Below are 22,123 nucleotides of genomic sequence, written 5' to 3'. Positions count from 1 at the left end.
TGAGAGAGATAGGTCATATAGGTCCTATGGAACCTATTTCTAGGAGTTCGAGAAATCAGGCAAACGATCGAGCCTGCCCAAGACCGCCAGCAACAAGGCCTGCCTGACGAAGACGGCACCATGGGCCTGGCTGAAGTAGAGGTTGTGGGGGGTCTTGTCCAAGGAGGTGTCCAGCTCGTCGAGGCGGGCGAGCGGGTGGAGGATGACGGCTTCCTCCTTGAGCGGGCTGTCGGCATCGAGCTTGTAGCGCGAGTCGAGCGATTTGTAGGAGTCGCCGAGGAAGGCGATCGAGTTCATGTAGATGACATCGAGGCGCGGCAGGCTCTCGCGGATGTCGTTGGTGACCTCGTAGTCGATGTTGGCGCGGTTCAGGCTGTCGGTGACGTCCTTGCCGAAGGGGTCGGCCATTTCCGAGATGACGGTGACCTTTTCGATGTGCTCGTGGAAAAGCAGCGACATCAGAAGGAAGGACTTCACCGCGCGCATCGAGCCGGGGGTGCCGAGAATGCCGAGCTGGAGCTTCTTGTCGCCGGTCTCGAAGGGCGCGGCGAGGCGGGGCTTCCATTTCAGCAGCGCATACCAGTCGGTGAGTGCCTGGGTCGGGTGCTCGCCGGAGCCGTTGCCGGCGTTGATGAGCGGGACGCGGAGGTTCTCGAGGATGCGCTTGGGCGCGTCGGTCTCGGTGTGGCGCATGACCACGCAGTCGCAGTAGGCGTTGAACATCTCGCCGATATCCTGCATCGACTCGCCCTTCTTGGCGCCGGTGACCGAGCCATCGGGGATGGAGATGATTTTTCCCGCAAGGCGGTGCACGGCGCTTTCGAAGCTGGTGCGCGTGCGGGTGGAGGCCTCGAAGAAGGCGGTGGTGACGATTTTCCCGTCGAGCGGATGGTAGGGCCAGATCTCGACCTGCTCGAGGAAGGCGGCGAGCTTGCAGATCTCGGCGACCTGCTTGAAGGAGAACTGCCGCGCGTAGAGGACGTTCTGGCCGGAAAGCTCGGCGAGCACCTCGAGGTCCGGCGGCGAGGACTCGAAAAGGTTCTTGGGCTCGGGGCGCGTAGCCTCCGAACCGCGCGGCGGAGTGAGATAAGGGGTGGCCGGATTCGGCGTGAATTCTTCGCTCATCGGTGGGTCGGGGTCGTGCGGATTACCAGAGTTCGCCGCGTTTCCAGTCGCGGATCAGCAGGATGACGAGGGCCAGCGCGCCGAGGCCGGTCCAGGTGAGGCCGACATAGACGAGGATCTGGAGGAAGGTGGCGGAAAACATGATTCAGCTTTCGGCGATGGCATCGAGGGGTCCGGCACCGATCCAGCGCGCGGCGATGGTGAAGACCATCGAGACGGCCGCGCCGACCAGCGCCCCGGTGTACGTTTGGACCTCAAAGTAGCAGTAAAGTCCGCCGGCGCATCCCAAGATGATGCCGGCGATGACGATGCCGCGGTTCAGTCGTTTCCAGAAAAGCCCGGCGATGACCGGCCAGATCAGGCTCGCGACCAAGGCGCCGGCGCTGAAGAGGACGACGTCGATGTTGAGGTCGCTGAGGGCGAGCAGCCAGGCGATCACGGAAACTACGATGATCGCCGTAGCGGAGACGGGGCGGAACTTTTTCGGGTGGAGGTGCTGCTTGAAGACGCCCTCGTAGATGTCGCGCACGAGCAGGTCGGAGGTGGCGGCGAGCAGTGAGTCGATCGAGGAGGCCATCGAGCAGAACAGCACGATGAGGATGATCACGCCTGAGATCTGGCCGAGCCCGGCGAGGCCGAGGACGTGCTCGGCGACCTGCGGGCCGACTTTTCCGGGATCGGTGACATTCACGCCGAGCGGGCCCGCGCAGAGCGCGATGAAACCGGCGGCGATGGGAATCGGGAACCACAGCACGCCGGAGAGGAAGAAGGCCTTGGGGGCGATTTTTTCGCGCATGGCAAAGGCGCGCGACCACCAGACGTTGTTGTGCATGACCTCGCCGAAGCCGAAGAGCATGTTGTTGAAGATGGCCAGCAGCGCGGCAGGCATCATCACGTCGAGGAGGGCGGGTTGCTCGCGGGTGAGGTGTTCGTGGACGGTGGCGACGTCGATGTGGTCGAGCACCTCGAAGCCGATGAAGACGATGCCGACCAGAATGATGAGGCTCTGGATGAAATCGGTGCCAATGACCGCGTACAGCCCGCCGAAGAGCGTGTACAGCACGCAGACGCCGAGGATGAGCGTCATGCCGTGGACATACTCGATGCCGCCGAGGGCCTCGAGCAGCTTGCCGCCGGCGATGGCCATGGTGACCAGCCAGGTGATCGAGTAGACCAGCGTGATGACCAGGAACACCGCCCAGCCGACACGGCCGTAGCGCAGGCGAAAGAAATCGCCGGCGGTGACGCCGTCCGGCAGCAGCTTGCGGATGCGGAAAGCCAGGGGCGCGAACAGCAACAGGCCAAAGGACGCGGAGGCGTAGGCGAGCATGCCCCAGATGCCCTTCTCGTAAGCGAGCAGGGGGGCGACCATGGTCGTGTTCGAAGTCACCCAGGTGGCCATGGCGGTGGCCGCGCCGAGCGAGATGCCGACATTGCGGCCGGCGAGCATGAAGCCCTCGCTGTTCTTCGCTTTCCTGCCCCACCAGATGCCGAGTGCGACCCACAGCAGACCGAGCCCGATGACGATGGTCCAGGCGGTCGTGTGGGAAATGGAAGCGGCGAGGGTCATCGGTTCTGCGAGTAGCCGTGAAGAATGGCTACGATGGTGGAGAGCGCCACGAAGGCCCCGGTGCCGAGCAGCAGGAAAAGCGGGCCGCGGTTCATGTACTCGACCTCAAAGACGAGCGGCTCCGACCACTCCCCGTCGGGCGTTTCGCGCACGCGGAAATGATACGTGCCCTCGGCGAGGCCGGTCAGCACCGTCTCGTGATCGGTGCCGCGGTAGCGGAGATGCGGGCGGGAAAAGTCGGCCTCGCGGGCTTGTTGCAGCTCGAACTCGCTGCCGGCCTTCTCCGACCACCTCAGGTCGATGGTGCCATCGTTGCTGACGAGGCGGCCGGCGGCATCGGGCGTCAGCTCGCAGCTCAGCCGGGGAGCGGCCGACAATGGCCCCATCACCGCACCCAGCAGCAGGCCGGAAAGGACCGACCTGCAGAAACGGGAGTTGGGGAAAAGAAAAGGGATGGTTCCGTCGGGTTGGGAAGGACGCGGGGCTGTGCGGTGCGCCTTGGAAAACGGCGGGGCAAGGGTTGGGGCAAACCGGAGCGATGGCAAATTCTTTCTGGAGTCGCTGCCGTCGCACGCGTTGGGTGGCCGCATGGTCGAGACGATTCCCGATATCTCCATCGATAGACTCGGCACCGATCTACGAGAGTTATCGGAGATCGGTCGCGCCGAAGACGGCGGCGTTTACCGCATGGCTTTCACCGAGGCGGACATGGAAGGAAAGGCGTGGCTCGAGCAGCGGATGAAGGACGCCGGGCTCGAAACTTCGCGCGACGGCGCCGCCAACGTGATCGCCCGGCTCGCCGGAAAAAACCCCGACGCGCCCGCCTTGGTGATCGGCTCGCACATCGACACCGTCCCCTGCGCCGGCATTCTCGATGGCACGCTGGGCGTGTTGACCGGCCTCGAGTGCCTGCGCGCGCTGAAGGAGAGCGGCCAGGTGCCGGAGCGCGACATCGAGCTGATCGCCTTTTCCGATGAGGAAGGCCGCTTCGGCGGGATGCTCGGCTCGCAGTCCTTCACCGGCCAGGTCACGCCGGACACCATCCACCTCGCGACCGATCCCGGCGGGGTGAAACTGGCCGACGCCATGGGCGAATTCGGGCTCGATCCGTGGCTCGCGCTGCAGGCGCGGCGCGACCCGAAAAGCGTGGCCGCCTACCTCGAACTCCACATCGAGCAGGGCCCCGTGCTTGCCGGCCACGAGGAGCAGATCGGCGTGGTCGAGGCGATCACCGGGCTCTTCAAATGGACGGTCAGCTTTTCCGGCGAGCCGAACCACGCCGGCACCACGCCCATGCCAATGCGGCGCGATGCCTTCATGGGCGTCGCCGATTTCGCCCACGAACTGCCGCGGCTGCTCGATGAGTATGGTTCGGACCGCTCGCGGGCGACCATCGGCCGCGTCGACCTCACCCCCGGCTCCGCCAACACCGTGCCGGGCGAGGCGAAGTTCACCCTCGACGTGCGCGACACCGACGAGACCGTGATGCACGAGCTGGCCGAGGCCGCGCGGCGCATCCTCAACGCGATCGCCCGCCGTCGCGGGCTGCGCTCCAGCTACGAGGTCGAGAGCTGGATCAAGCCGGTCGATTGCGATCCGGCGCTCACCGACATGGTTGAGGCCGCCGCCAAGGACGCAGGCACTCGTTTCCGCAGGATGGAATCCGGCGCCGCGCACGATGCGCAGATCGTCGCCTCCATCTGCCCGGTCGGCATGATCTTCGTGCCGTCGATCGATGGAAAATCCCACTCGCCCGCCGAGTGGACGCCGTGGGATGACATCGAGGCCGGGGCGCGGGTCATGCTCGGCACCATCCAACGCATCGCTTTTTCTGAAAACACCTGACATGTCCGTCACCTCCATCACCGATCCCCTCCGCCAACAGTACCGCGAAGCTTTCATCACCAACCCGCGCCGCGCCGAGCATCTGGCCGACGGCAAGGTCGCGCTGCTATGCATCGACGTGCAGTATCTCGACGCCGCCGATGGCTACGGCCTGTTCGCCGACCCGGACACCAGCGGCGTGCCGGAGGAAGGGAGGAAATACTACTTCGACCGGCTGGAAAAAACCGTCCTGCCCGGCATGCGGCTCCTCCAGGATGCGTTCCGCGGGGAAAAGCTCGAAGTCATCCACTGCCGGATCTGCGCGCTGACCCATGACGGCCGCGACCGCAGCGCCGGCCACCGCCGCCTCCACCTGCTCGCCGCGCCCGGCAGCAAGGAGGCCGAGTTCCTCGTCGAGGTCGCGCCGCAGGGCGACGAGATCGTCATCAACAAGACCGCCAGCGGCGTCTTCTCCAGCACCAACATCCACTACGTCCTCGGCAACCTCGGCATCCGCTCGCTCTATCTGTGCGGCGTTTACACCAACGAATGCGTCGAGACCGCCGCCCGCGATGCCTGCGATCTGGGCTACTTCGTCACCATCGTCGAGGACGCCTGCGCCACCGTCACCGAGCGCCTGCACGAAGCCTCGCTGGCGACCTTGCGCGACCGCTACGCGCGCATCGTTTCCTGCCGCGACGTCCTGCGCGAGCTCGACGAGTTCCGCGACAGCTCGACGGTCGGGATCATCTCGCAGACGAAGTAGGAGGCGGGACGCCGGAAACAAAAAACCCCGCCGGTGAGGGCGGGGTCTTTTCACGAGAGAGTGGCAACCCGTAGGGGAGTCGAACCCCTGTTGCCAGAATGAAAATCTGGAGTCCTAACCACTAGACGAACGGGTCAATCTCTCGGCTGCCCACCGGAGCGGGCTGGGCGGGAAAGCTATTCATGGCACTCCGGCTGACAAGACTATTTTTGCAAAAAAGAGGCGCCTCGGCCAAGCCTCCCGCCGCTTCCAAGTCGGAGCGTGGTCGATCCGGGGTAGCTGCGGGTTCGATCCGGGGTAGCTGCGGGTTCGATCCGGGGTAGGTGCGCGTTCGATCCGGGGTAGTGCGAGTTCGATCCGGGGTAGTGCGCGTTCGATCCGGGGTAGCTGCGCGTTCGATCCGGAGTAGGTGCGCGTTCGATCCGGGGTAGTGCGCGTTCGATCCGGAGTAGGTGCGCGTTCGATCCGGGGTAGTGCGCGTTCGATCCGGAGTAGGTGCGTGTTCGATCCGGGGTAGCTGCAAGTTCGACCCAGGGTAGGTGCGTGTTCGATCCGGGGTAGCTGCAAGTTCGACCCAGGGTAGGTGCGTGTTCGATCCGGGGTAGGTGCAAGTTCGATCCAGAGTAGGTGCGTGTTCGATCCGGGGTTCGTTCAGTCCGATCCCAAGTCGGTGCGGGCCGAGTGCTGGAGATCGCGGCGCTCATCTTTAGGATGAACCGTTTCCTTTCAGGCAGGTCAATGGCGGCTTGCCAGTTCGGGCGGGGTCCCTACCCTGCGCGCCCTGTCTGACAACCATCCACGGATTGCCCCATGAATACCGACATCCTCTCCCAAGCCGCCGCCCAGGCGCGCGGCCTCGCCATCGATGCCGTCCACGCCTGTTCCTCCGGTCACCTCGGTTTGCCGCTCGGCTGCGCCGAAATGGGGGCCGTGCTCTGGGGCGGTGGTGGTCTCCGCTATCACCCGGAAGCCCCGAAGTGGCTCAATCGCGACCGTTTCATCCTCTCCGCCGGCCACGGCTCGATGTTCCTCTACGGCTGGCTGCACATGGCCGGCTATGACATCCCGATGGAGAACGTGAAGAACTTCCGCCAGCTCGGCTCGCACACCCCGGGTCACCCCGAGTCTTTTGAAACCCCCGGCGTCGAGGCCACCACCGGGCCGCTCGGCCAGGGCATCGGCAACGCGGTCGGTTTCGCCCTCTCCGGCAAGCGCGCCGCCGGCAAGTTCAACACCGCCGACCACACCATCTTCGACCACCACGTCATCGCCCTCCACGGCGATGGCTGCCTGCAGGAAGGCGTGGCCAAGGAAGCGATCGCTTTCGCCGGCCACAGCCACCTCGACAACCTGATCCTCATCTACGACTCGAACGACGTCACCCTCGACGCCATGGCCGAGGTGACCCAGAGCGAGGACGCCCAAGGCTACTTCGCCTCGCAAGGCTGGGATGTCGCCACCATCGACGGCCACGACATGACCGCCTTCGCCAAGGCGCTCGAACACGCCAAGAACGATGACAACGGCAAGCCCAAGGTCATCATCGCCAAGACCACGATCGCCAAGGGCATCCCGGAAGTCGCAGGCACCGCCAAAGGCCACGGCGAGGGCGGCGCCAAGTTCGCCGATGAAGCCCGCAAGGGACTCGGCCTGCCGGAAGAACACTTTTATGTTTCCGACGAAGTCCGCGAGCACTTCAAGGAAGTCGCCGAGAACCACAAGCACCAGTTCCTTTCCTGGCAGAGCGACTACGAAGCCTGGGCCCAGGCCAATCCCGAGCTCGCCGCCGAGCTGCGCGCCGGCGTGCAGGGGGAGATTCCGAGCGACCTCGCCGACCGCATCCCGGCCTTCGAGGAAGACTACAAGGACGCCACCCGCGGTGCCGGCGGCGTGGTCCTCCAGACCGTCGCCAAGGAAGTGCCCCAGCTGATCTCCGGATCGGCCGACCTCTACGGCTCGACCAAGAACTACATCAAGGACGCCGGCGATTTCAGCGGAAAGGACAACCCGACCGGCCGCAACATCTGGTTCGGCATCCGCGAGCACGCCATGTGCGCCATCTGCAACGGCATCGCCTACGACGGCATCTTCCGCGCCTCGGGGGCGACCTTCCTGGTCTTCGCCGACTACTGCCGCGCCTCGATCCGCCTCGCCGCGCTGTCGAAGCTGCCCGTCACCTACATTTTCACCCACGACTCGGTGGGCGTCGGTGAGGACGGTCCGACCCACCAGCCGGTGGAAACCGTCAGCGGCCTGCGCGTCATCCCGAACCTCGACGTCATCCGCCCGGCCGATGCCGAGGAAACGGCCGGCGCCTTCGCCGCGGCGATGCTCCGCACCGATGGTCCGACCCTCCTCGCGCTGACCCGCCAGGGCGTGCCGCAGATGAACGAGCTGTCCGTTTCCGAGCGCCGCGATGGCGTCCGCCGCGGTGGCTACGTCGCCCGCAAGGAAAAGGGCGCCCTGACCACCATCCTCATCGGCACCGGCTCCGAGCTGCAATACTGCCTCAAGGCCGCCGACGAACTCGGCGACGGCGTGCGCGTCGTCTCGATGCCCTGCCTCGAGCGCTTCGACCGCCAGGACGCGGCCTATCGGGAGGAAGTCCTGCCCCAGGCCTGCACCAAGCGGATTGCCATCGAAGCCGGCGTGACCGGCCTGTGGTGGAAGTATGTCGGCACCGAGGGCAAGGTCATCGGCATCGACCGCTTCGGCCTCAGCGCTCCGGGGGCGACGGTCTTCAAGGAACTCGGCATCACCGCCGAGGCCGTGGTCGCTGCCGCGAAATAATCGACCGTCCTTTCCGAGCGCCGGCCCCCCATCACGGGGCCGGCGCTTTTTTCGTACAAGGGGCGGCGGGCATGAACCGCCGGGCAGGGCGATCGCGGCTTTTTCTTCTGCGGTGTCACTTCGAGCTCCCAGGACCTCGAACCAACTCCCTCGCCGAAACCCCTCCGCCCTCCTGTCCGGCGGTCGATGCCCGCCGCCCCCATCCCTCCGGCACGCCGCCTCCCCAGCCTATGCGGCTTCAGGGGCGGCGGGCATGGACCGCCGGGCAGGGCGCTCGCGGCTTTTTCTCCTGTGGTGTCACTTCGAGCTCCCAGGACCTCGAACCAACTCCCTCGCCGAAACCCCTCCACCCTCCTGTCCGGCGGTCGATGCCCGCCGCCCCCATCCCCCTCCGGCACGCCGCCTTGCCAGCCTATGCGACTTCAGGGGCGGCGGGCATCGACCGCCGGGCAGAGCGCTCGCGGCTTTTTCTCCTGCGGTGTCACTTCGAGCTCCCAGGACCTCGAACCAACTCCCCCGCCGAAACCCCTCCACCCTCCTGCCCGGCGGTCGATGCCCGCCGCCCCGATCCTCCAGCCCGCCGCCCCCATCCCTCCGGCGTGCCGCCCGGCTCGCGGGATGCTTTCGGCTTGCCGCCGCTTCGCGTGCCGCTCCAACCTAGAAGACCTTCCCGTGACTCCCGATTTGCCGTGAAAGCGATCCTCCCCATCCTCGCAAGCCTCCTTCTGCCCGCCCTCCCCGCCGCCGCCCTCACGGGCGGGCCGGATGCCTCGGGATACACCTTCCGCGACTCCGCCGAGACGGACGGCCCGACCTACCAGTGGATCGAGATTGCCACCTCCGGCGAAAAGATCATCGGCAACGGGCTCGGCCTGCCGACGCTGGTCACCCAGCTCGACCTCGCGCCGCAACACATGTTTCACGGTCTCGCGGCGTCCTTCCTGCGCATTTCCCGCCACGGCTACCTCTCCAATGACGGCACCGATCCGGGGGACGACTTCACCAACGACTGCCCGATCGACACACCGCCCAGCTCCGGCGGCGGCAGCCGGATGGCGGTCTTCCACGACCGGATCGAGAGCGGCCTCGGCACTTGGGGCGTCTATCACCAGTACTTCCCCACCAGCCCCCACCCGCACTACAGCGGCCGGGTGCACGTGATCCAGTGGGACAACGTACAACTGGTCGCCGACACCACCCACACGCCGTTCAGCTTCCAGGTGCTGCTGTTCGGAAACGGAGACATCGTTTACCAATACAAGGACACCCCGCCGGCCGCGGCGTCGGCTACGGTGGGCACCGTATTTTCCTCCGGACCCACCCGCGACGGCCTCGGCTACAGCTGCAATGGCGGCGGCATCACCGCCGGGTTGGCGATCCTGTTCGAGCCGCCGACCGTTTCGCTGACATCCGGCAACGGCCTCGCGGCAGCGGTCGCCGCGGTCCCGAATGGCGGCAAGATCGTCGTCGATCCGGCTGTCACCTCGATCTCCGGCAGCTCGATCTCCGGCAGCTCGATCTCCGGGATCGCGGTGAACAAGGTGATGGCCATCGACGGCGGAAACGGTGGCATCGTGGACGGAAGCGACGACCTCGATATCTCGGGCGGGCTGGTGACGCTTCACAACGTCCGGGTCGGTGACTGCGAGCTCTCCGTCTCCGCCAACCTGGTGATGCACGGCGCGGGAGCCGCCCGTCTCGCGCTGCCTGCATTCACCAGCGCCTATCTGGTCGATTCCTCCGCCGGGGGCGGTGTGGAGGTGACGGGCGACAGCTATTTCGAAGTCCGGGAGGGATCGCTCTCGTCGGTGCTTTCCGGGAGTGCCAGCACGCTGAAACTCACGGCAGGTGCCTCGGCGGTGCTTCGCGACTGCCGCGTCAGCAGCTTCAAATCCCCATCCGTCACCGCAACGACACCCGTCAATGGCGCGGCGCTGCACCTCAGCGATGCCACGCTGACCTGCGAGGATTGTGAGTTCCCCGACAACGACGGCACCGGAGGAGCCATCGTCACCGCGCTCTACCTCGCCGGGGAGACGACCGCCACTTTCGAGCGTTGCTGGATCCATGAGCACGAATCAAGCAGCCGGAGCATCATATTCGATGACCTTGGCGGCCACTCCCCGGTCGTCGATTTCAGCAACTGCGCGATCTTCGGCGACGGGATCGAATTCCGCGGCGACACCGACGCCAGCTTCGACTTCTGCACCTTCGCCAACGCCGGCGCGTCGCTCGTCCCGACCGAAAACGCCACCGTCCGCTTCCGTGCCTGCGCGATCCAGGACGGCGCGCCGGTCGGGCTGGGCACCGGTTTCACCGTCGACTCCCAAGGCTACAACGTCGTCGCCTCCGATCCCCAGGGCCACTTCACCGAAAGCACCGACGTGGTCAGCAGCACGACCTTTCTCGGCCCCACCATCACCCAAGGCCTCAATCCTCCGATCCGCCTGCCGCTGGTGAACGGGCCCGCGGCGGATGCCGTGCCGGAAACCGAACCCGGCGTACCCGTCCTCGACATCCGGGGCGTCGCTCGTCCGCAGGATGCCGCGGGCGATGGCAGCGTGCTCAACGATGCCGGTGCCTTCGAGCTGGAGAGCGGGATCGTCGTCGATTCATTCGGCGGGGCCGGAACCGGCACGACCACCCTCGACCAAGCGCTGACCCTCACTCCACCCGGCGGCACGATCTATTTCGATCCCTCCGTCTCCGGCGCAACACGCGGGTTGGGCTTCGGTCTGCAGATTTCAAAATCGGTGACCCTCGACGCCTCCGCCCTCGACCGGTCTCCGATCTTCACCGGGGGCACACCGCCGGCGTTTGCCTTCCGTCTGGATCCCAACGTGACGCTCACGCTCATCAACTTCACCTACTCCGGCGCCTCGTCCGCGCTCTACCTTTACTCGGGAAGCCGCCTGGTGGCGGTGGACTGCCATTTCGATGACAATCCCCAAGGGGCGATCTACGGCTTCACCGGCGCCGGGCTCGACCTGACGCGTTGCCGTTTCCGGAACAACGGACAGATCGCCTGGGACAAAGGGGCGGCGATCCGCATGGACTTCGACGCGGAGGTGTTTCTTCGCGACTGCCAGTTCATCGGAAATCAGGCGATCGAGGGGGCGGCGATCCATTCCCAGCTCTACGGCTACTTTGATGTGACCAACTGCCTCTTCGCCGGGAACGGAACGCCGAACGCCGTGGCGGCCACCCTCGGCGGGGTGATGTCGCAGCCCGCGGGCACGTATTACACGCGCTTCACGAACTGCACCTTCACCGAAAACTTCGCCCAGCAGGGCGGCGTTTATACCGGCAGCCCGGGGGCCGGCCCGCTGATCTTCCGCCACTGCACCATCGCGCGGAACTTCACCAGCGAGGGCATCGGCGCCATCCGGGTCACCGGTGACAGCTCGCAGATCATCCAGTTCGACCACACGATCCTCGCGCGCAACCGCAACGCCCTGGGGCGCGATCCCGGCAACTACGAAGGGCCCCCGATCACCTCGCTCGGCCACAATCTCGAGGACGGCACCGCGGTCGGCTTCACCCAGCCGACCGACCTCACCCATGCCGACCCGCTGCTCGGCCCGCTCTCGAACTACGGCGGTTCTGGTAGAATCCTCGCGCCGCTCGCCGGCAGTCCGGCGATCGACGCCGGCGACCCGGGCTTCGCACCGCTGGAGCTGGAAACCGACGGCCGCAGCCTGCCGCGGATCCTTGATGGCGATGACGACGGGCGTGCGCGGATCGACATCGGCGCCTGCGAGGCCGGCGAGGTGATCCGGGTCGAGTCCCTCGGCGACGAACTCGACGGCCACCCGCCGGTCTGCCTGCGCGAGGCCCTGACGCTCGGCACCGAGGGGGACCGCATCCTTTTCGACCGCAGCCTGAACGGCGGCACCATCGCGCTGGCAGGGGGCGCAGCCTTCGGGGCGCCGCTCGGCATCGACGAGGACCTCACGATCGATGCCACCAACCTGCCGATGGGGATCGTCCTTTCGGGAAACGACCAGGTCCAGGTCGCGAAGATCTGGGAGGACGCGGACGTGTCGATGATCGGGCTGGAAATCACCGGCGGCTTCACCGCGGGCGACGGCGGCGGGATCGAGGTCGAGGGCAGCCTGCTGCTATCCCAGTGCACCGTGGCCGACAACGAGGCGGGCGGGCTCGGCGGCGGCATCTATCTCGATGGCGGCAATCTCCGCGGTGAAAACCTCACCCTCGCAGGAAACACCGCCACCCAGGCTGGTGGTGCCCTGGCCGACAATCCCGGCCTGCGTTCACGGCTGAGCCTCGCTTTCACCACCCTCAAGGACAACACCGCCGGGACCGGAACCGGCGGGATGCGGCTCGGCAACAGCGAGGCGGACTTCCGTTTCTGCTACATCGGCAACCACACCGGCGGCACCGGCAACAGCAACGCCGCCACGCTCGCCGCCACCACCGTGACGGACCTCGGCGGCAACCTCGAGGACCGCAACGACGTCGGCTTCGGCTCCGACTCGACGGTGAACCTCGCGGCCCCCCAACAACCCGGTCCGCTGGCCGACAACGGCGGCTTCGTCCGCACCTGCGCGGCGAACGCCGACACGCCCGTGACCACGGGTTTCGCCGATCTGCGGTTCTTCCCCGGCTTCGACGCGCGGGGCTACAGCCGCTCGGTCGAGTTCCCCGGCGGCTTTTCGCCCGCCAGCGCGTACGGGGAAATCAACGCCGGCGCGCACCAATGGCAGGGCAAGCTCGGCGACCTCGACCTCGACGGTCTGCCCGACTGGTGGGAGAACCGCCACGGCATCGACGCCACCGTTTCCAACGCCGCGGCGGATGACGATGGAGACGCAAGCAGCAACCTCGCCGAGTACCAGGCCTTCACCCTGCCGCGTGATCCCCGGTCCGTGCTGCGCGTGCTTCATTTCCAGCTGCTGCCGAACGACCAGGCGTCGATCGTCTGGTCGGCCGTCCCGGGAGTGAGCTATGAGATCACGAGCTCGACCCAGCTCGGCGATTGGAAGGATTCGGTCGGCACGGCGACCGCCGTGCCGGGCGAGGTCACGCAACAGCGCGGCTTCCGCCTTCCGATGCCGCCGGGGCCGCGCCGGTTCTACCGGGTGGAAGTCAGCGGAGCCCCGTGAGCGTGGAAGGCGCAGGCCTTCAATCCCCGAACAGGTTCCCCAGCCCGCCGATCACCGAGCCCTCGCCCTTGCTGTGCGCATACATGCCGGTGATGCGCTGGGCGAGCCGGGCGAAAGGCATGCTCTGCAGCCACACCGTGCCGTGGCCTTGGAGCGTCGCGAGAAACAGGCCCTCGCCGCCGAAGACCATCGACTTCAGGTTGCCGGCACGCTCGATGTTGTAGTTCACGCCCTGGGTGAAGCCGACGAGGCAGCCGGTGTCGACCATCAGCTTCTCGCCCTTCAGCTCCTTGCGGACCACGGTGCCGCCGGCGTGCACGAAGGCCATGCCGTCGCCGCTGAGCTTCTGCAGGATGAAGCCCTCGCCGCCGAACAGGCCGGAGCCGAGCCGCTGGTTGAAGGCGATCCCGACCTGCGTGCCCATCGCCGCGCAGAGGAAAGCGTCCTTCTGGCAAAGCAGCTGGCCGCCGGTCTCGGCGAGATTTACGGGAACCACCGTACCAGGATAGGGCGCGGCGAAGGTCACGTGTTTTTTGCCGCTGCCGCGGTTCGTGAAGTGGGTCATGAACAGCGATTCGCCGGTGATCGCCCGCTTGCCGGCGGAAAGCAGTTTTCCCATGAAACCCTGGTCCGGTTCGGAGCCATCGCCCATCTTCGTCTCGAAGGCGATGCCCTCCTCCATGTAGTTCATCGCGCCGGCCTCGGCGATGACCGTCTCGCCCGGGTCGAGCTCGATCTCCACCATCTGGATGGATTCGCCGATGATCTCGTAGTCGATCTCATGCGAGCGCCGCGCCGATCCGCCTCCACCCATCGGGGGCGGGCCGCCCGCGGGGAGGGGCGGCGGCGCGCCCTCGCCCTTGAACAGCTCCGGCAGCACCTGCGAGGCCGGCTGCCAATTGGCCATGCCGGCGGTCCACATCATGGTCGCCGGCTTGATCGCGCCGGCCTCGACCAGCTCCGAAAGGTTCTCCTCGTCCGTCTGGGCCTGTCCGCCCCCGCCGCTGCCGTAGTGCCAGGTTTTCATCGCGGGGAAAAATAGGGACCCGGCCGCGGAATCGCCACGGGAAAATCGGTGACGGATTCCCGTCAGGGGTCCAGCGTCCGGGCATGCCGAAGGACCTCCTCGCCCTCAGCCGCGAAATCAAGGGCATGGCCGAAACCGGTCTGCGGTATTCAGCCGGCGACTTCGACCGCGAACGCTACAAGCGACTGCACGAGATCGCCTCCGAGCTGCTGCAGGCTCAGGTGCCCGACTTTGTCTGGCCGGTCGAGTTCGGCTACCCGACGCCGAAGGTCGACTCCCGCGCGGCCGTCATTTCCGACGGAAAAATCCTGCTGGTCCGCGAGCGCAGCAACGGCCTCTGGACGATGCCCGGCGGCTGGATGGATGCCGGCCATTCCCCCTCGGAAAACGCCGCCCGGGAAGTGATGGAGGAGAGTGGCTATGAAGTCCGCATCGTCAAACTGGTGGCCGTCTGGGACAAGGCGAAGCACGATCACCCGCCCGAGCCTGAATACACCTACAAGTTCCTCTTCCTCTGCGAACTCCTCGGTGGCGGCGGGGCGCATGCCCACCAGCACGAGATCTCGGAGGTGTCCTGGTTTTCACCCGACGACCTCCCCGAACTGTGCCCGCACCGCGCCTCGCCCGACTACGTCGCCGCCGCCTTCCGCCATCACGCCGATCCCTCGCTGGCGACCGAGTGCGATTGAGCCCTCCTGCATCCGGTCAAAAAAAGAGCCCCGCACGGGGCGAGGCTTCGGAGAGCGGGCGATCCACGGCCGGCGAGGGGAAAAACCCATGAAACCCCTCACCGACCGTGGCGCCTAGTTTGTAAGCGAGGATGGGACCACGATCGGAGAGAGAAAAAACCCATGAAATCCCTCTCCGATCGTGGAATACCGAAACAAGGCGAAGCTCAAACCCAGAAAGAACTCAATCTTGTCGCGGAACCATCCACGACCAAGTTTAAGCAACTCCGGTGCCAACTTTTCGGCGGTCCGAACGAACCGCGGATTTTTTTTGAGCTATTTAGCGCGGCAGGTCGGAAGATTGACGCCTGCGCCCGATGCATCCAGCCTTCCCCATGGCCCGATTTGTCGCCAACGCCGATTATGAGGAAAAGGACAGCCGTCCACTGGCCCTGACGGCCGGCGACGAAGTCACCGTAGGACCCGAGGACCGGACCTGGCCAGGCTGGGTATGGGCGAGCGACGACCAGGAGCGGCGCGGCTATGTGCCCGAGCAGGTGCTCGAACCCTTGGGCGAGGGACGTTTCGCCGCCATCGAGGACTTCGATCCCACCGTGCTCACCGTGAAGCGCGGGGACCCGCTGGAATCGCTGCGTCAGATCCACGGCTGGCATTGGTGCCGCAGTGCCGGCGGCGCCGAAGGTTGGGTGGCCGGCTATCTTTTGCGTCCCACCGAAGGATCCGAACCGGAGATTTAGTCGACCCACCGCCGCCAAGGTCCTTGAGCAAAAATTTTTGAAATGGTAGGCACGCCATCGTGCTTTCCTCACTCCCTTGGAAAATCGTGGCGACGGCGCTTGCCGCCCTCGCCCTGGTTTCATGTGGCTCACCCAAGCGGCAGGCCCTCAAGGAACTGCAGGCGCGCGGCATCGAGGCCAGCGGACCGCTGCTGCTGGAAGCCGTCCGCGCGGGCGATACCGACCTGCTGCGCCTGCTGGTCACCGCCGGCACCTTTACCGACCAGCGCGACGACCGGGGATTCACGCCGCTGCACGTGGCGATCGAGCACGGCGCGATCGATGACGCCTGGCTGCTGATCGATGGAGGCGCCGACCTCGAAGCCCAGGGCCCGGGAAAAGTCTCACCCCTCGCCATGGCCGTCGTGTGCGGAGAGGCGGCGATCGCCGACAAGCTGCTCAAGGCCGGTGCCAGGCCGGAGGGGCGCACGCCCGATGGCGAAAAGCTGTTGCCGTGGGCGATGCGCCACGGCCGTTGGATCTTTGTTCGCCGCCTCATGGAGCAAGGGGCCGATCCGCACATCAAGGACTCCCGGCACAATCCGCTGCTGCACATCGCGATCGAGTGCGGCAACCGCCCGCAGGTCCACCAGCTGATCCAGCTCGGGGCCGACTGCGGCGCGGTGAACGGCGAGGGCGAATCGGCCGTGGTGCTGGCGATCCGCCGTGGCTGGACCGACCTGCTGCCGGAACTCGCCGCCGGCGGTGCCGATGTGAACCGGGCCGACCGCGATGGCGTGACGCCCCTGGTCAGGGCCTACCGCGCGGGGCAGACCGAGCTTTTCGAGCTGCTGCGGCGCTGCGGCGCCCGCCCGGTGCCGGGCGATGGATCCAGGAAGCTGGCGGAGGCCTACCATGCGCGGGATTTCGACCTCTGCGGCATGCTGGTCCGCTTCGGCATCCGTCCGTCCGATTCGCTGATGCATCAGGCCGCCGAGGACGGTCAGGCGAATTACCTCCACCTCTTCCTCTGCTACCGGGAGGCTCCGCCCCGGCTGCTGCGCGCGTGCTGCACGCGCGGCCGCACGCACCTGGCCTCGCTGCTGATCGCCCACGGGGCGAAGGTGAACGAACCGGGCACCCCTTTCCCCGGCTCCGCCTTCACCTCCGCTCTGGAGTCCGGGTGCGATGACCTCGCCGCGCGCCTGCTCGACCTCGGAGCGGATCCCGACCAGCGGACCGCCTACGGCGTCTCGCCGCTGCATCTCGCGCTGGCCCGCGGCAATGCCTCGACGGTGAAGCGGCTGATCCACCACGGTGCCGACGTGACCACGCCCCTCCCCTCACCGGTGCCGCGGCGGTTCTCCAAGCTGGTGCGCGGCGACACCCTGCGCTGGCTGCTGCGCAATGACAGCCGCATCGCCCCCATCATGCTGGCGGTGGACAGCGGCTCGATCGAGACCACCCGTGCCATGATCAACGCCGGTGCGGAGCGCTTCGTGTGGACCCGCCGCAGCCGCATCTGGCCGATCAACATCGCCTCCGGTCACGGCGATATTCCCATGATGCGCCTGCTGCTCGAAAAGGACCCCTACAAGGAGGAGCGCCGCGTCTTGATCGACCTCTCCGAGCAGCAGCTTTGGGTCTACGACATGCAGGGCTCGGAAATCTTCAAGACCCGCGTGTCCACCGGCCGCAGCGGCTACCGGACGCGCACCGGCACCTTCGCCATCACCAACCGCTACCGCAGCTGGAACTCGACGATCTACCACTCCTCGATGCCCTACTTCCAGCGCCTGAGCTGCACGGATTTCGGGTTCCACGAAGGCTACGTGCCCGGCTATCCGGCCTCGCACGGCTGCATCCGCGTGCCTTCCGGCAACGCCCGCCGGCTGTTCGGCATTACCGATGTCGGCGACCGTGTGGACATCGTCCCCTGATCGCGGGCGCCGGCCGGAGGTCAGTCCTTTTTGGCGTACTTGGCGAGCTCGGCGAGGGGCCCGCTGAGGGTCTTCCCGTTGCCGAGCGACATCTGATAAAGCTCGGCCAGAGCGGCGGCCTCGTGCAGACGGGCCATACCGCGCGAGTCGGGGTCCGCGTTGGCCGTGCCGAAATTCCGCTTGGCGAGCTTCACGTCCTCGTCCGCGAGGTAGAGCTTCATCGCGTGCTCCGCCGCCTGGGCGGTGACCACCTCGGAGCCTCCGGAATCGGCCGTCATGGCGGTGTTGTAGGCATCGATGGCCTCCAGCGGCCGCTGCAGGTTCTCCAAGGCAAGCCCGAGGCAGTAGGCCGCCTGCGCCCGCTGGTAGCCCGGCGGCTTTTCCGCCAAGCGGGCGGAGGCGATGCCCTGAAGGCGGTCCCACGATTTCGTTCTCACCGCATCCCACATGGCGTAGTACTCGATCTGACGCTTGTGGTAGGGCCGGGTGATGCTTTCGCGGTCGGCAGGCATGAATTCCTCCTGGGCCTTGGCCAGCTCATCGAGGCGGCCGAGTTTCCGCAGGCACTCCATGGCATAGAAGGCGGACAGCGACGAGTGGTTGTCCGGCAGCGTGATCAGCTTCTTGTAGTCCTCACGAACCTTCTGGAACCCGGCGAGCGCCTTTTCATAGCGCCGGCCCTGATAGTCCTCCATGGCGGCGGTGTAGGCGGCGGGCTCCATCAGCCAGATCGACTGCGGCTTGGAAATGGCGAGCTTCTTCGAGTCGACGCCGCGTTCGGTGTCGAAATAAAGGATCTGCGTCTTGTTGGCGTCGGCGATCCACACGCGCTCGAACTTGTCCTGGTGATAGACGACGATGGCTTCCTGCTGGAAACGATCCTGGGCGCGGGCCGCGGAGGCGGCGACGAGCAGGGCGGCGGAGAGGGGAACGAAGGTTTTCATGGTCGGAAACAATGGCGGGCTGCGGATCAGCGGCGGTTGCGGGCGTCCTCTTCGAGTTGCTCCTTGGATTTGACGTTCGGGTTGGCGACGTACTGCTGGACGAGGTTTTCGACCTCCTTCCAGGCATCGATTTCCTCACGCGAGGCCTTGGTATCCGGCCCATCGACGATCCGGCGGGTGAGATCGATGTAGGTCCGGCCCAGATTGTAGGCGGCCTGGCGGTCGGAGGTGTTGCCGGTCTGACCGTTGCGGTCCCAGGCGATCTCCATGGCGCGCTTGGTGGCCGGGGCGGAGAGCCGGATGGCTCCCTTGTAGGAGTTGGCGACGTTGTTGTAGGCGGCAAGCGCATCCTCCTGCATGCCCAGCTTGTCGTAGGCCTGGGCGAGCATCATGGCGACCTCCGGCTTGCTGGTGTTGTAGCCATCCCGGGGGTCGAGGTAGGACTTGGCATCCGCCTTGGCCTTCTCGAACTGGCCGAGGTCCATCTCGGTCTTGATCATGCCGAACATGGCCCGGTCCTTGTCGCCCCGGTCCTGCGAGTCGGCGATGACCCGCTTGAAGTCCTCAAGGGCCGATTTTTTCTCGGCCTCCGAGCCGCGGGCCAGCACGGCGGCGCGGCCGAACAAGGCCCGAAACTTCACCTCGGGATCGTCGCGATCGAGCGCCTCGGAGTAGTACGGCAGCGCCTCCTTCGGGCTGTTGGTGCCGCGGATGAAGTCGCCGACGCGGACCAGAATGAAGGGCGAGAGGTCCTTCACGTCGAACTCGTTCTTCAGGTCCTCGAACAGCACCTTGATGCTGGCGTTGGCGCGGAGCTTCTGCGGGTCGTCCGCCTTGGGATCGGAGGCCTGCTCTTCGAACACGCCGATCAGCGCGATGCGCAGCAGCGCGCGGGCGGCCTTGTTGTCGATCTTGATGCCGGGGAAATTGTAGTAGAGGTCCTTGAGTTCCTCCGGCTTGTGCGTTTCCAGATAGGCATCGGTGAAGGACCCGATCGCTTCCTCCATGCCGGCGGCCCCGGGGGTGTTGGCCAGCTGGGTGATCACGCCCTGAAGCCGCTCAAGGGCCTCCTCGCCGCGACCGACGCCCTGCATGGCGAAGATCTCGCCCACCGCGACCTGCGCCTTGTAAGGCGAGTTCGGATACTTTTCCCAGAACCGGTCGGCGTAGGCGACCGCCTCCTCGAAACGGTTCGGCGCGTCCTTCTTGTCCGGCTTTTCGCCCAGCAGGGCGACGAGGTAGTTCAGCGCTTCGGCCGCCACCACATCGTTGCCGCGGGTTTCGGCGAGCGCGAGGGCCTTCTTGTAGGCTTCCTCGGCCTCGGCGTTCTTGCCTTGGTTCTGCAGGATGTTGCCCTGCAGGTTGTAGACCATTTCCATGACCTGGCTGTCGGGAAACTCGGACTCGAGCCGGTTCAGCTTGTCGAGAGCCGCGTCGTTCTCATCCAGCGCGTAGTGGCAGTTGGCGCGGTCGAAGAGGGCGAAGGGCAGGTAGATGTTCTTGCTCGCGTCCGGGTAGTCGGAAAGGAACTTGTCGAGCAGCTCGGCAGCGGCCGCCCAGTACTGGAGGCGGGATTTGTTGGAGGCCTGGAAGTAGTGCGCGGGGATGACGAACTGGCTCTCGGGATAGAGCTCGACGTGCTTGTCCAGCTCCACCTGGGCTTCGTCGTAGATCCCGGAATAATAGTGGCTGCCGCCGAGAACGAACAGGCACATGTCATGCTCCTCGGTGCCCTCCTTCAGGTTGGGAAGCATCGACGAAGCGATCTCGATGCACTGCCCATACTGGCCGTTGAAAAACAGCGAGGTGAGCATCACCCGCTGCACGGCCGGCACGCGGTCGGAATCCGGATACTGCGCGAGGAACATCGTGCCGTACTTCTCGGTGTCCTGGACATGACCGGTGATCGAGGCGGTCCGGACCAGGTTGTAGAGGTTTTCCTCGCGCCGCTTGCTCTTGGGATAGAGCTCCTCGAGCTGCAGGTAGCAGGCGTAGGCTCCGCGGACGTTGCCGGTGGTCTCGTGGACGAAGGCGGTGGCGGCCAGCCGGACCACCTCGTTGGGATCGCCGCTGGAAAGACTCTTCTTGAGGCGGGCGACGGTATCCGCCAGCTCGGCGCGGCGGAGCACGCGCTTGCCATCCTGGATGCCGGCGCGGTCGCCCATGCGGTCAAGGCGGGCCTGGGCATCCTCCAACATCACCTGGGTGGCGGGGATCAGCTGATAAAGCTCCAGCGGCGCGGCCTTCATTTCAGCCTGGAAGGCCTCCGCGGCGAGCTTGAGGAAGACCGGCGCGTAGGGCGGCATCTCGTAGGGCTCGATCACGATGTCGGCCCGGTTCTCGGACAAGAATTTGATCAGCGCCTTCTCGTCGTTCTTTTCGACCACCGCGCCGACGAGGGCCTGGAAGGCGGCGACGATGCCGGAATCCGAAGTCTTGTAGGCCTCCTTGTTCTTGAGGGCGGTTTCGAAATTCTCGCTGCCTTCCTTGAGCTTGCCGGTGTTGAGGTAGCAGATGGCGAGGTTGATGTAGAACGAGCCGGGGTCGAAGGAATCCGTGTTCTTGTCCCGCTCCTTCATGAACTGCTCGTACTTCTTGAGCGCGGTCTCCCAATCCTGGGCGCCTTGGGCGGCCTCCGCCCAGCGCAGCAGCGCCCGCTTGTTGAAGGCGTTGCCGGGTCCCTGCTTGGCGGTGTTGTTCGGATACTTCTCGTAGCAGGTCTGGAACGAATTCATCGCATCGTCCCACCGCTTGAGCCGCATTTCACAGATCCCTTTGCGATACCAGGTCACGCCGAAGACCGGGCCGTAAAGCTGCATGGCGCGGGCGTCGAAGCGGTCGGTGCAGGTGCTCAGAAGTTTGAGCGCCTCGTCCCACTTGCCGGCTTCCATGGCAGTGGTCGCCTCGGCATTCAGCCCTTGCGGGGTTTCCAGCTGGCCGTGGGCAGGGGTGAGCAGCGGCGCGGCGGCCAGGAGCGCGCCGAGCAGCGGCGCGAGCGATCGCTTGAAGGATGACATGTCGGTCGGAGTTGGGGATTTTATAAATGGGAAGCGCCGATTCGCCGGTCCCGCAAGGGGCAACGGATCGGCGCGCGAGAAGTGCGGAATGCGGAACGCAGGGCCGGCCTCAGGGCGGATCGACGAGATCCGTGAAAGTGACCTTGGTGATATTGACGCCGGCGAGCGCGTTGAGAACGTCGATCACGCGCTGCTGCTTCGCCCCGCCATCGACGTAAATCTGCACCAGCGGTTCCTGGCCACTGGAACGGGCGATGTCGGCATAGGACTGAAGGTCGGCGAAAAGAAGCGGGACATTGCGGTTGTCGTCCGAATCCATCGGCAGCTGCGCGGCTCCGGTGCCGACGAAGATGGCGCCGCCGGCATCGACCTTGATCAGTTTGGGCACGATCACTGGCTGCTCCTCGCTCGGTGCGGCGGCCGGCAGGGTCATCGGCACGTCCTGCTCGCGTGGCTGGATCGTGGTGGTGACGAGGAAATAGATCAGCAGCAGGAAGGTGGCATCGATGAGCGACGAGATGTCGAGCTTCGGGGCGTCTTCCTCGGCGCTTTCGTGGTGCTTGTGGCGGGACATGGCGGCGGCGGGTTG

14 protein-coding genes, 1 tRNA gene and 1 pseudogene are annotated in these 22,123 nt (G+C 65.9%); 7 read left to right on the top strand and 9 right to left on the bottom strand.

Annotated elements, in window-relative coordinates; all coding sequences use genetic code 11:
• Positions 1-39 precede the first annotated feature (39 nt).
• The 3 genes from ABXH26_RS06860 to ABXH26_RS06850 all read right to left on the bottom strand — a co-directional run bounded on the left by ABXH26_RS06860 (position 40) and on the right by ABXH26_RS06850 (position 3,081).
• Complete coding sequence (locus ABXH26_RS06860; protein ID WP_353566300.1) at positions 40-1,125, bottom strand: aspartate/ornithine carbamoyltransferase family protein; 1,086 nt, start codon at positions 1,123-1,125, stop codon at positions 40-42.
• A gap of 145 nt (positions 1,126-1,270) precedes the next feature.
• A complete protein-coding gene (locus ABXH26_RS06855; protein WP_353566299.1) occupies positions 1,271-2,695 on the bottom strand; it encodes a sodium:solute symporter family transporter in 1,425 nt (474 codons plus the stop codon).
• A complete protein-coding gene (locus ABXH26_RS06850) occupies positions 2,692-3,081 on the bottom strand; it encodes a fibronectin type III domain-containing protein (RefSeq protein ID WP_353566298.1) in 390 nt (129 codons plus the stop codon). Before ABXH26_RS06850 ends, ABXH26_RS06855 begins: the two co-directional genes overlap by 4 nt.
• 202 nt (positions 3,082-3,283) lie before the next feature.
• On the opposite strand from ABXH26_RS06850, the gene ABXH26_RS06845 reads away from it, so the two are divergent.
• Together ABXH26_RS06845 and ABXH26_RS06840 are read left to right on the top strand one after the other, a co-directional pair.
• Positions 3,284-4,540, top strand: a complete 1,257-nt coding sequence (locus ABXH26_RS06845; protein ID WP_353566297.1) for a Zn-dependent hydrolase — start codon at positions 3,284-3,286, stop codon at positions 4,538-4,540.
• A 1-nt stretch (position 4,541) separates the two neighbouring features.
• The gene (locus ABXH26_RS06840; RefSeq protein WP_353566296.1) at positions 4,542-5,285 is read left to right on the top strand and encodes a cysteine hydrolase family protein; all 744 of its coding nucleotides are present in this window, start codon (positions 4,542-4,544) and stop codon (positions 5,283-5,285) included.
• Between the two features lie 61 nt (positions 5,286-5,346).
• Here ABXH26_RS06840 and ABXH26_RS06835 read toward each other — a convergent pair.
• A tRNA-Glu gene (locus ABXH26_RS06835) sits at positions 5,347-5,421 on the bottom strand.
• Between the two features lie 674 nt (positions 5,422-6,095).
• On the opposite strand from ABXH26_RS06835, the gene tkt reads away from it, so the two are divergent.
• Together tkt and ABXH26_RS06825 are read left to right on the top strand one after the other, a co-directional pair.
• Complete coding sequence (gene tkt / locus ABXH26_RS06830; RefSeq protein ID WP_353566295.1) at positions 6,096-8,075, top strand: transketolase; 1,980 nt, start codon at positions 6,096-6,098, stop codon at positions 8,073-8,075.
• Positions 8,076-8,764: 689 nt separating this feature from the next.
• Complete coding sequence (locus tag ABXH26_RS06825) at positions 8,765-13,201, top strand: right-handed parallel beta-helix repeat-containing protein (RefSeq protein ID WP_353566294.1); 4,437 nt, start codon at positions 8,765-8,767, stop codon at positions 13,199-13,201.
• A 19-nt stretch (positions 13,202-13,220) separates the two neighbouring features.
• Here ABXH26_RS06825 and ABXH26_RS06820 read toward each other — a convergent pair whose 3' ends face one another.
• A complete protein-coding gene (locus ABXH26_RS06820) occupies positions 13,221-14,015 on the bottom strand; it encodes a TIGR00266 family protein (RefSeq protein ID WP_353566345.1) in 795 nt (264 codons plus the stop codon).
• Between the two features lie 75 nt (positions 14,016-14,090).
• Positions 14,091-14,228: pseudogene (locus ABXH26_RS06815) on the bottom strand (GYF domain-containing protein); the annotation flags it as partial.
• Positions 14,229-14,311: 83 nt separating this feature from the next.
• Between ABXH26_RS06815 and ABXH26_RS06810 the strand changes: the two are divergent.
• The 3 genes from ABXH26_RS06810 (at position 14,312) to ABXH26_RS06800 (ending at position 17,573) form a co-directional block, all read left to right on the top strand.
• Entirely contained in the window at positions 14,312-14,917 is a 606-nt protein-coding gene (locus ABXH26_RS06810) for an NUDIX hydrolase (protein WP_353566293.1), read from the top strand.
• Positions 14,918-15,291: 374 nt separating this feature from the next.
• Positions 15,292-15,654, top strand: coding sequence for an SH3 domain-containing protein (locus tag ABXH26_RS06805; RefSeq protein ID WP_353566292.1), 363 nt, complete (start codon positions 15,292-15,294; stop codon positions 15,652-15,654).
• An 86-nt stretch (positions 15,655-15,740) separates the two neighbouring features.
• Positions 15,741-17,573, top strand: a complete 1,833-nt coding sequence (locus ABXH26_RS06800; protein WP_353566291.1) for an ankyrin repeat domain-containing protein — start codon at positions 15,741-15,743, stop codon at positions 17,571-17,573.
• A gap of 20 nt (positions 17,574-17,593) precedes the next feature.
• On the opposite strand, the gene ABXH26_RS06795 is transcribed toward ABXH26_RS06800, so the two are convergent.
• The 3 genes from ABXH26_RS06795 to ABXH26_RS06785 all read right to left on the bottom strand — a co-directional run bounded on the left by ABXH26_RS06795 (position 17,594) and on the right by ABXH26_RS06785 (position 22,108).
• A complete protein-coding gene (locus tag ABXH26_RS06795) occupies positions 17,594-18,517 on the bottom strand; it encodes a Mul1B family putative transporter subunit (protein ID WP_353566290.1) in 924 nt (307 codons plus the stop codon).
• Positions 18,518-18,543: 26 nt separating this feature from the next.
• The gene (locus tag ABXH26_RS06790) at positions 18,544-21,534 is read right to left on the bottom strand and encodes a tetratricopeptide repeat protein (protein ID WP_353566289.1); all 2,991 of its coding nucleotides are present in this window, start codon (positions 21,532-21,534) and stop codon (positions 18,544-18,546) included.
• A 109-nt stretch (positions 21,535-21,643) separates the two neighbouring features.
• Positions 21,644-22,108 (bottom strand): ExbD/TolR family protein, encoded by a 465-nt coding sequence (locus ABXH26_RS06785; protein ID WP_353566288.1) that lies wholly within the window; start codon positions 22,106-22,108, stop codon positions 21,644-21,646.
• Positions 22,109-22,123: the final 15 nt, after the last annotated feature.

It is taken from the genome of Haloferula sargassicola (assembly GCF_040362925.1).
GTDB lineage: Bacteria > Verrucomicrobiota > Verrucomicrobiia > Verrucomicrobiales > Akkermansiaceae > Haloferula > Haloferula sargassicola.
The sequence above is the reverse complement of the archived record's forward strand: the minus strand, read 5'-3'. Positions and strand labels throughout refer to the sequence as shown.

Excerpts from the sequence above, each read along its gene's own strand:
- ABXH26_RS06790 (WP_353566289.1), bottom strand. The coding sequence starts at position 21,534 with ATGTCATCCTTCAAGCGATCGCTCGCGCCGCTGCTCGGCGCGCTCCTG.
- tkt (WP_353566295.1), top strand. The coding sequence starts at position 6,096 with ATGAATACCGACATCCTCTCCCAAGCCGCCGCCCAGGCGCGCGGCCTC.
- ABXH26_RS06820 (WP_353566345.1), bottom strand. The coding sequence starts at position 14,015 with ATGGGTGGAGGCGGATCGGCGCGGCGCTCGCATGAGATCGACTACGAG.
- ABXH26_RS06785 (WP_353566288.1), bottom strand. The coding sequence starts at position 22,108 with ATGTCCCGCCACAAGCACCACGAAAGCGCCGAGGAAGACGCCCCGAAG.
- ABXH26_RS06810 (WP_353566293.1), top strand. The coding sequence starts at position 14,312 with ATGCCGAAGGACCTCCTCGCCCTCAGCCGCGAAATCAAGGGCATGGCC.
- ABXH26_RS06840 (WP_353566296.1), top strand. The coding sequence starts at position 4,542 with ATGTCCGTCACCTCCATCACCGATCCCCTCCGCCAACAGTACCGCGAA.
- ABXH26_RS06845 (WP_353566297.1), top strand. The coding sequence starts at position 3,284 with ATGGTCGAGACGATTCCCGATATCTCCATCGATAGACTCGGCACCGAT.
- ABXH26_RS06850 (WP_353566298.1), bottom strand. The coding sequence starts at position 3,081 with ATGGGGCCATTGTCGGCCGCTCCCCGGCTGAGCTGCGAGCTGACGCCC.
- ABXH26_RS06860 (WP_353566300.1), bottom strand. The coding sequence starts at position 1,125 with ATGAGCGAAGAATTCACGCCGAATCCGGCCACCCCTTATCTCACTCCG.
- ABXH26_RS06795 (WP_353566290.1), bottom strand. The coding sequence starts at position 18,517 with ATGAAAACCTTCGTTCCCCTCTCCGCCGCCCTGCTCGTCGCCGCCTCC.
- ABXH26_RS06855 (WP_353566299.1), bottom strand. The coding sequence starts at position 2,695 with ATGACCCTCGCCGCTTCCATTTCCCACACGACCGCCTGGACCATCGTC.
- ABXH26_RS06805 (WP_353566292.1), top strand. The coding sequence starts at position 15,292 with ATGGCCCGATTTGTCGCCAACGCCGATTATGAGGAAAAGGACAGCCGT.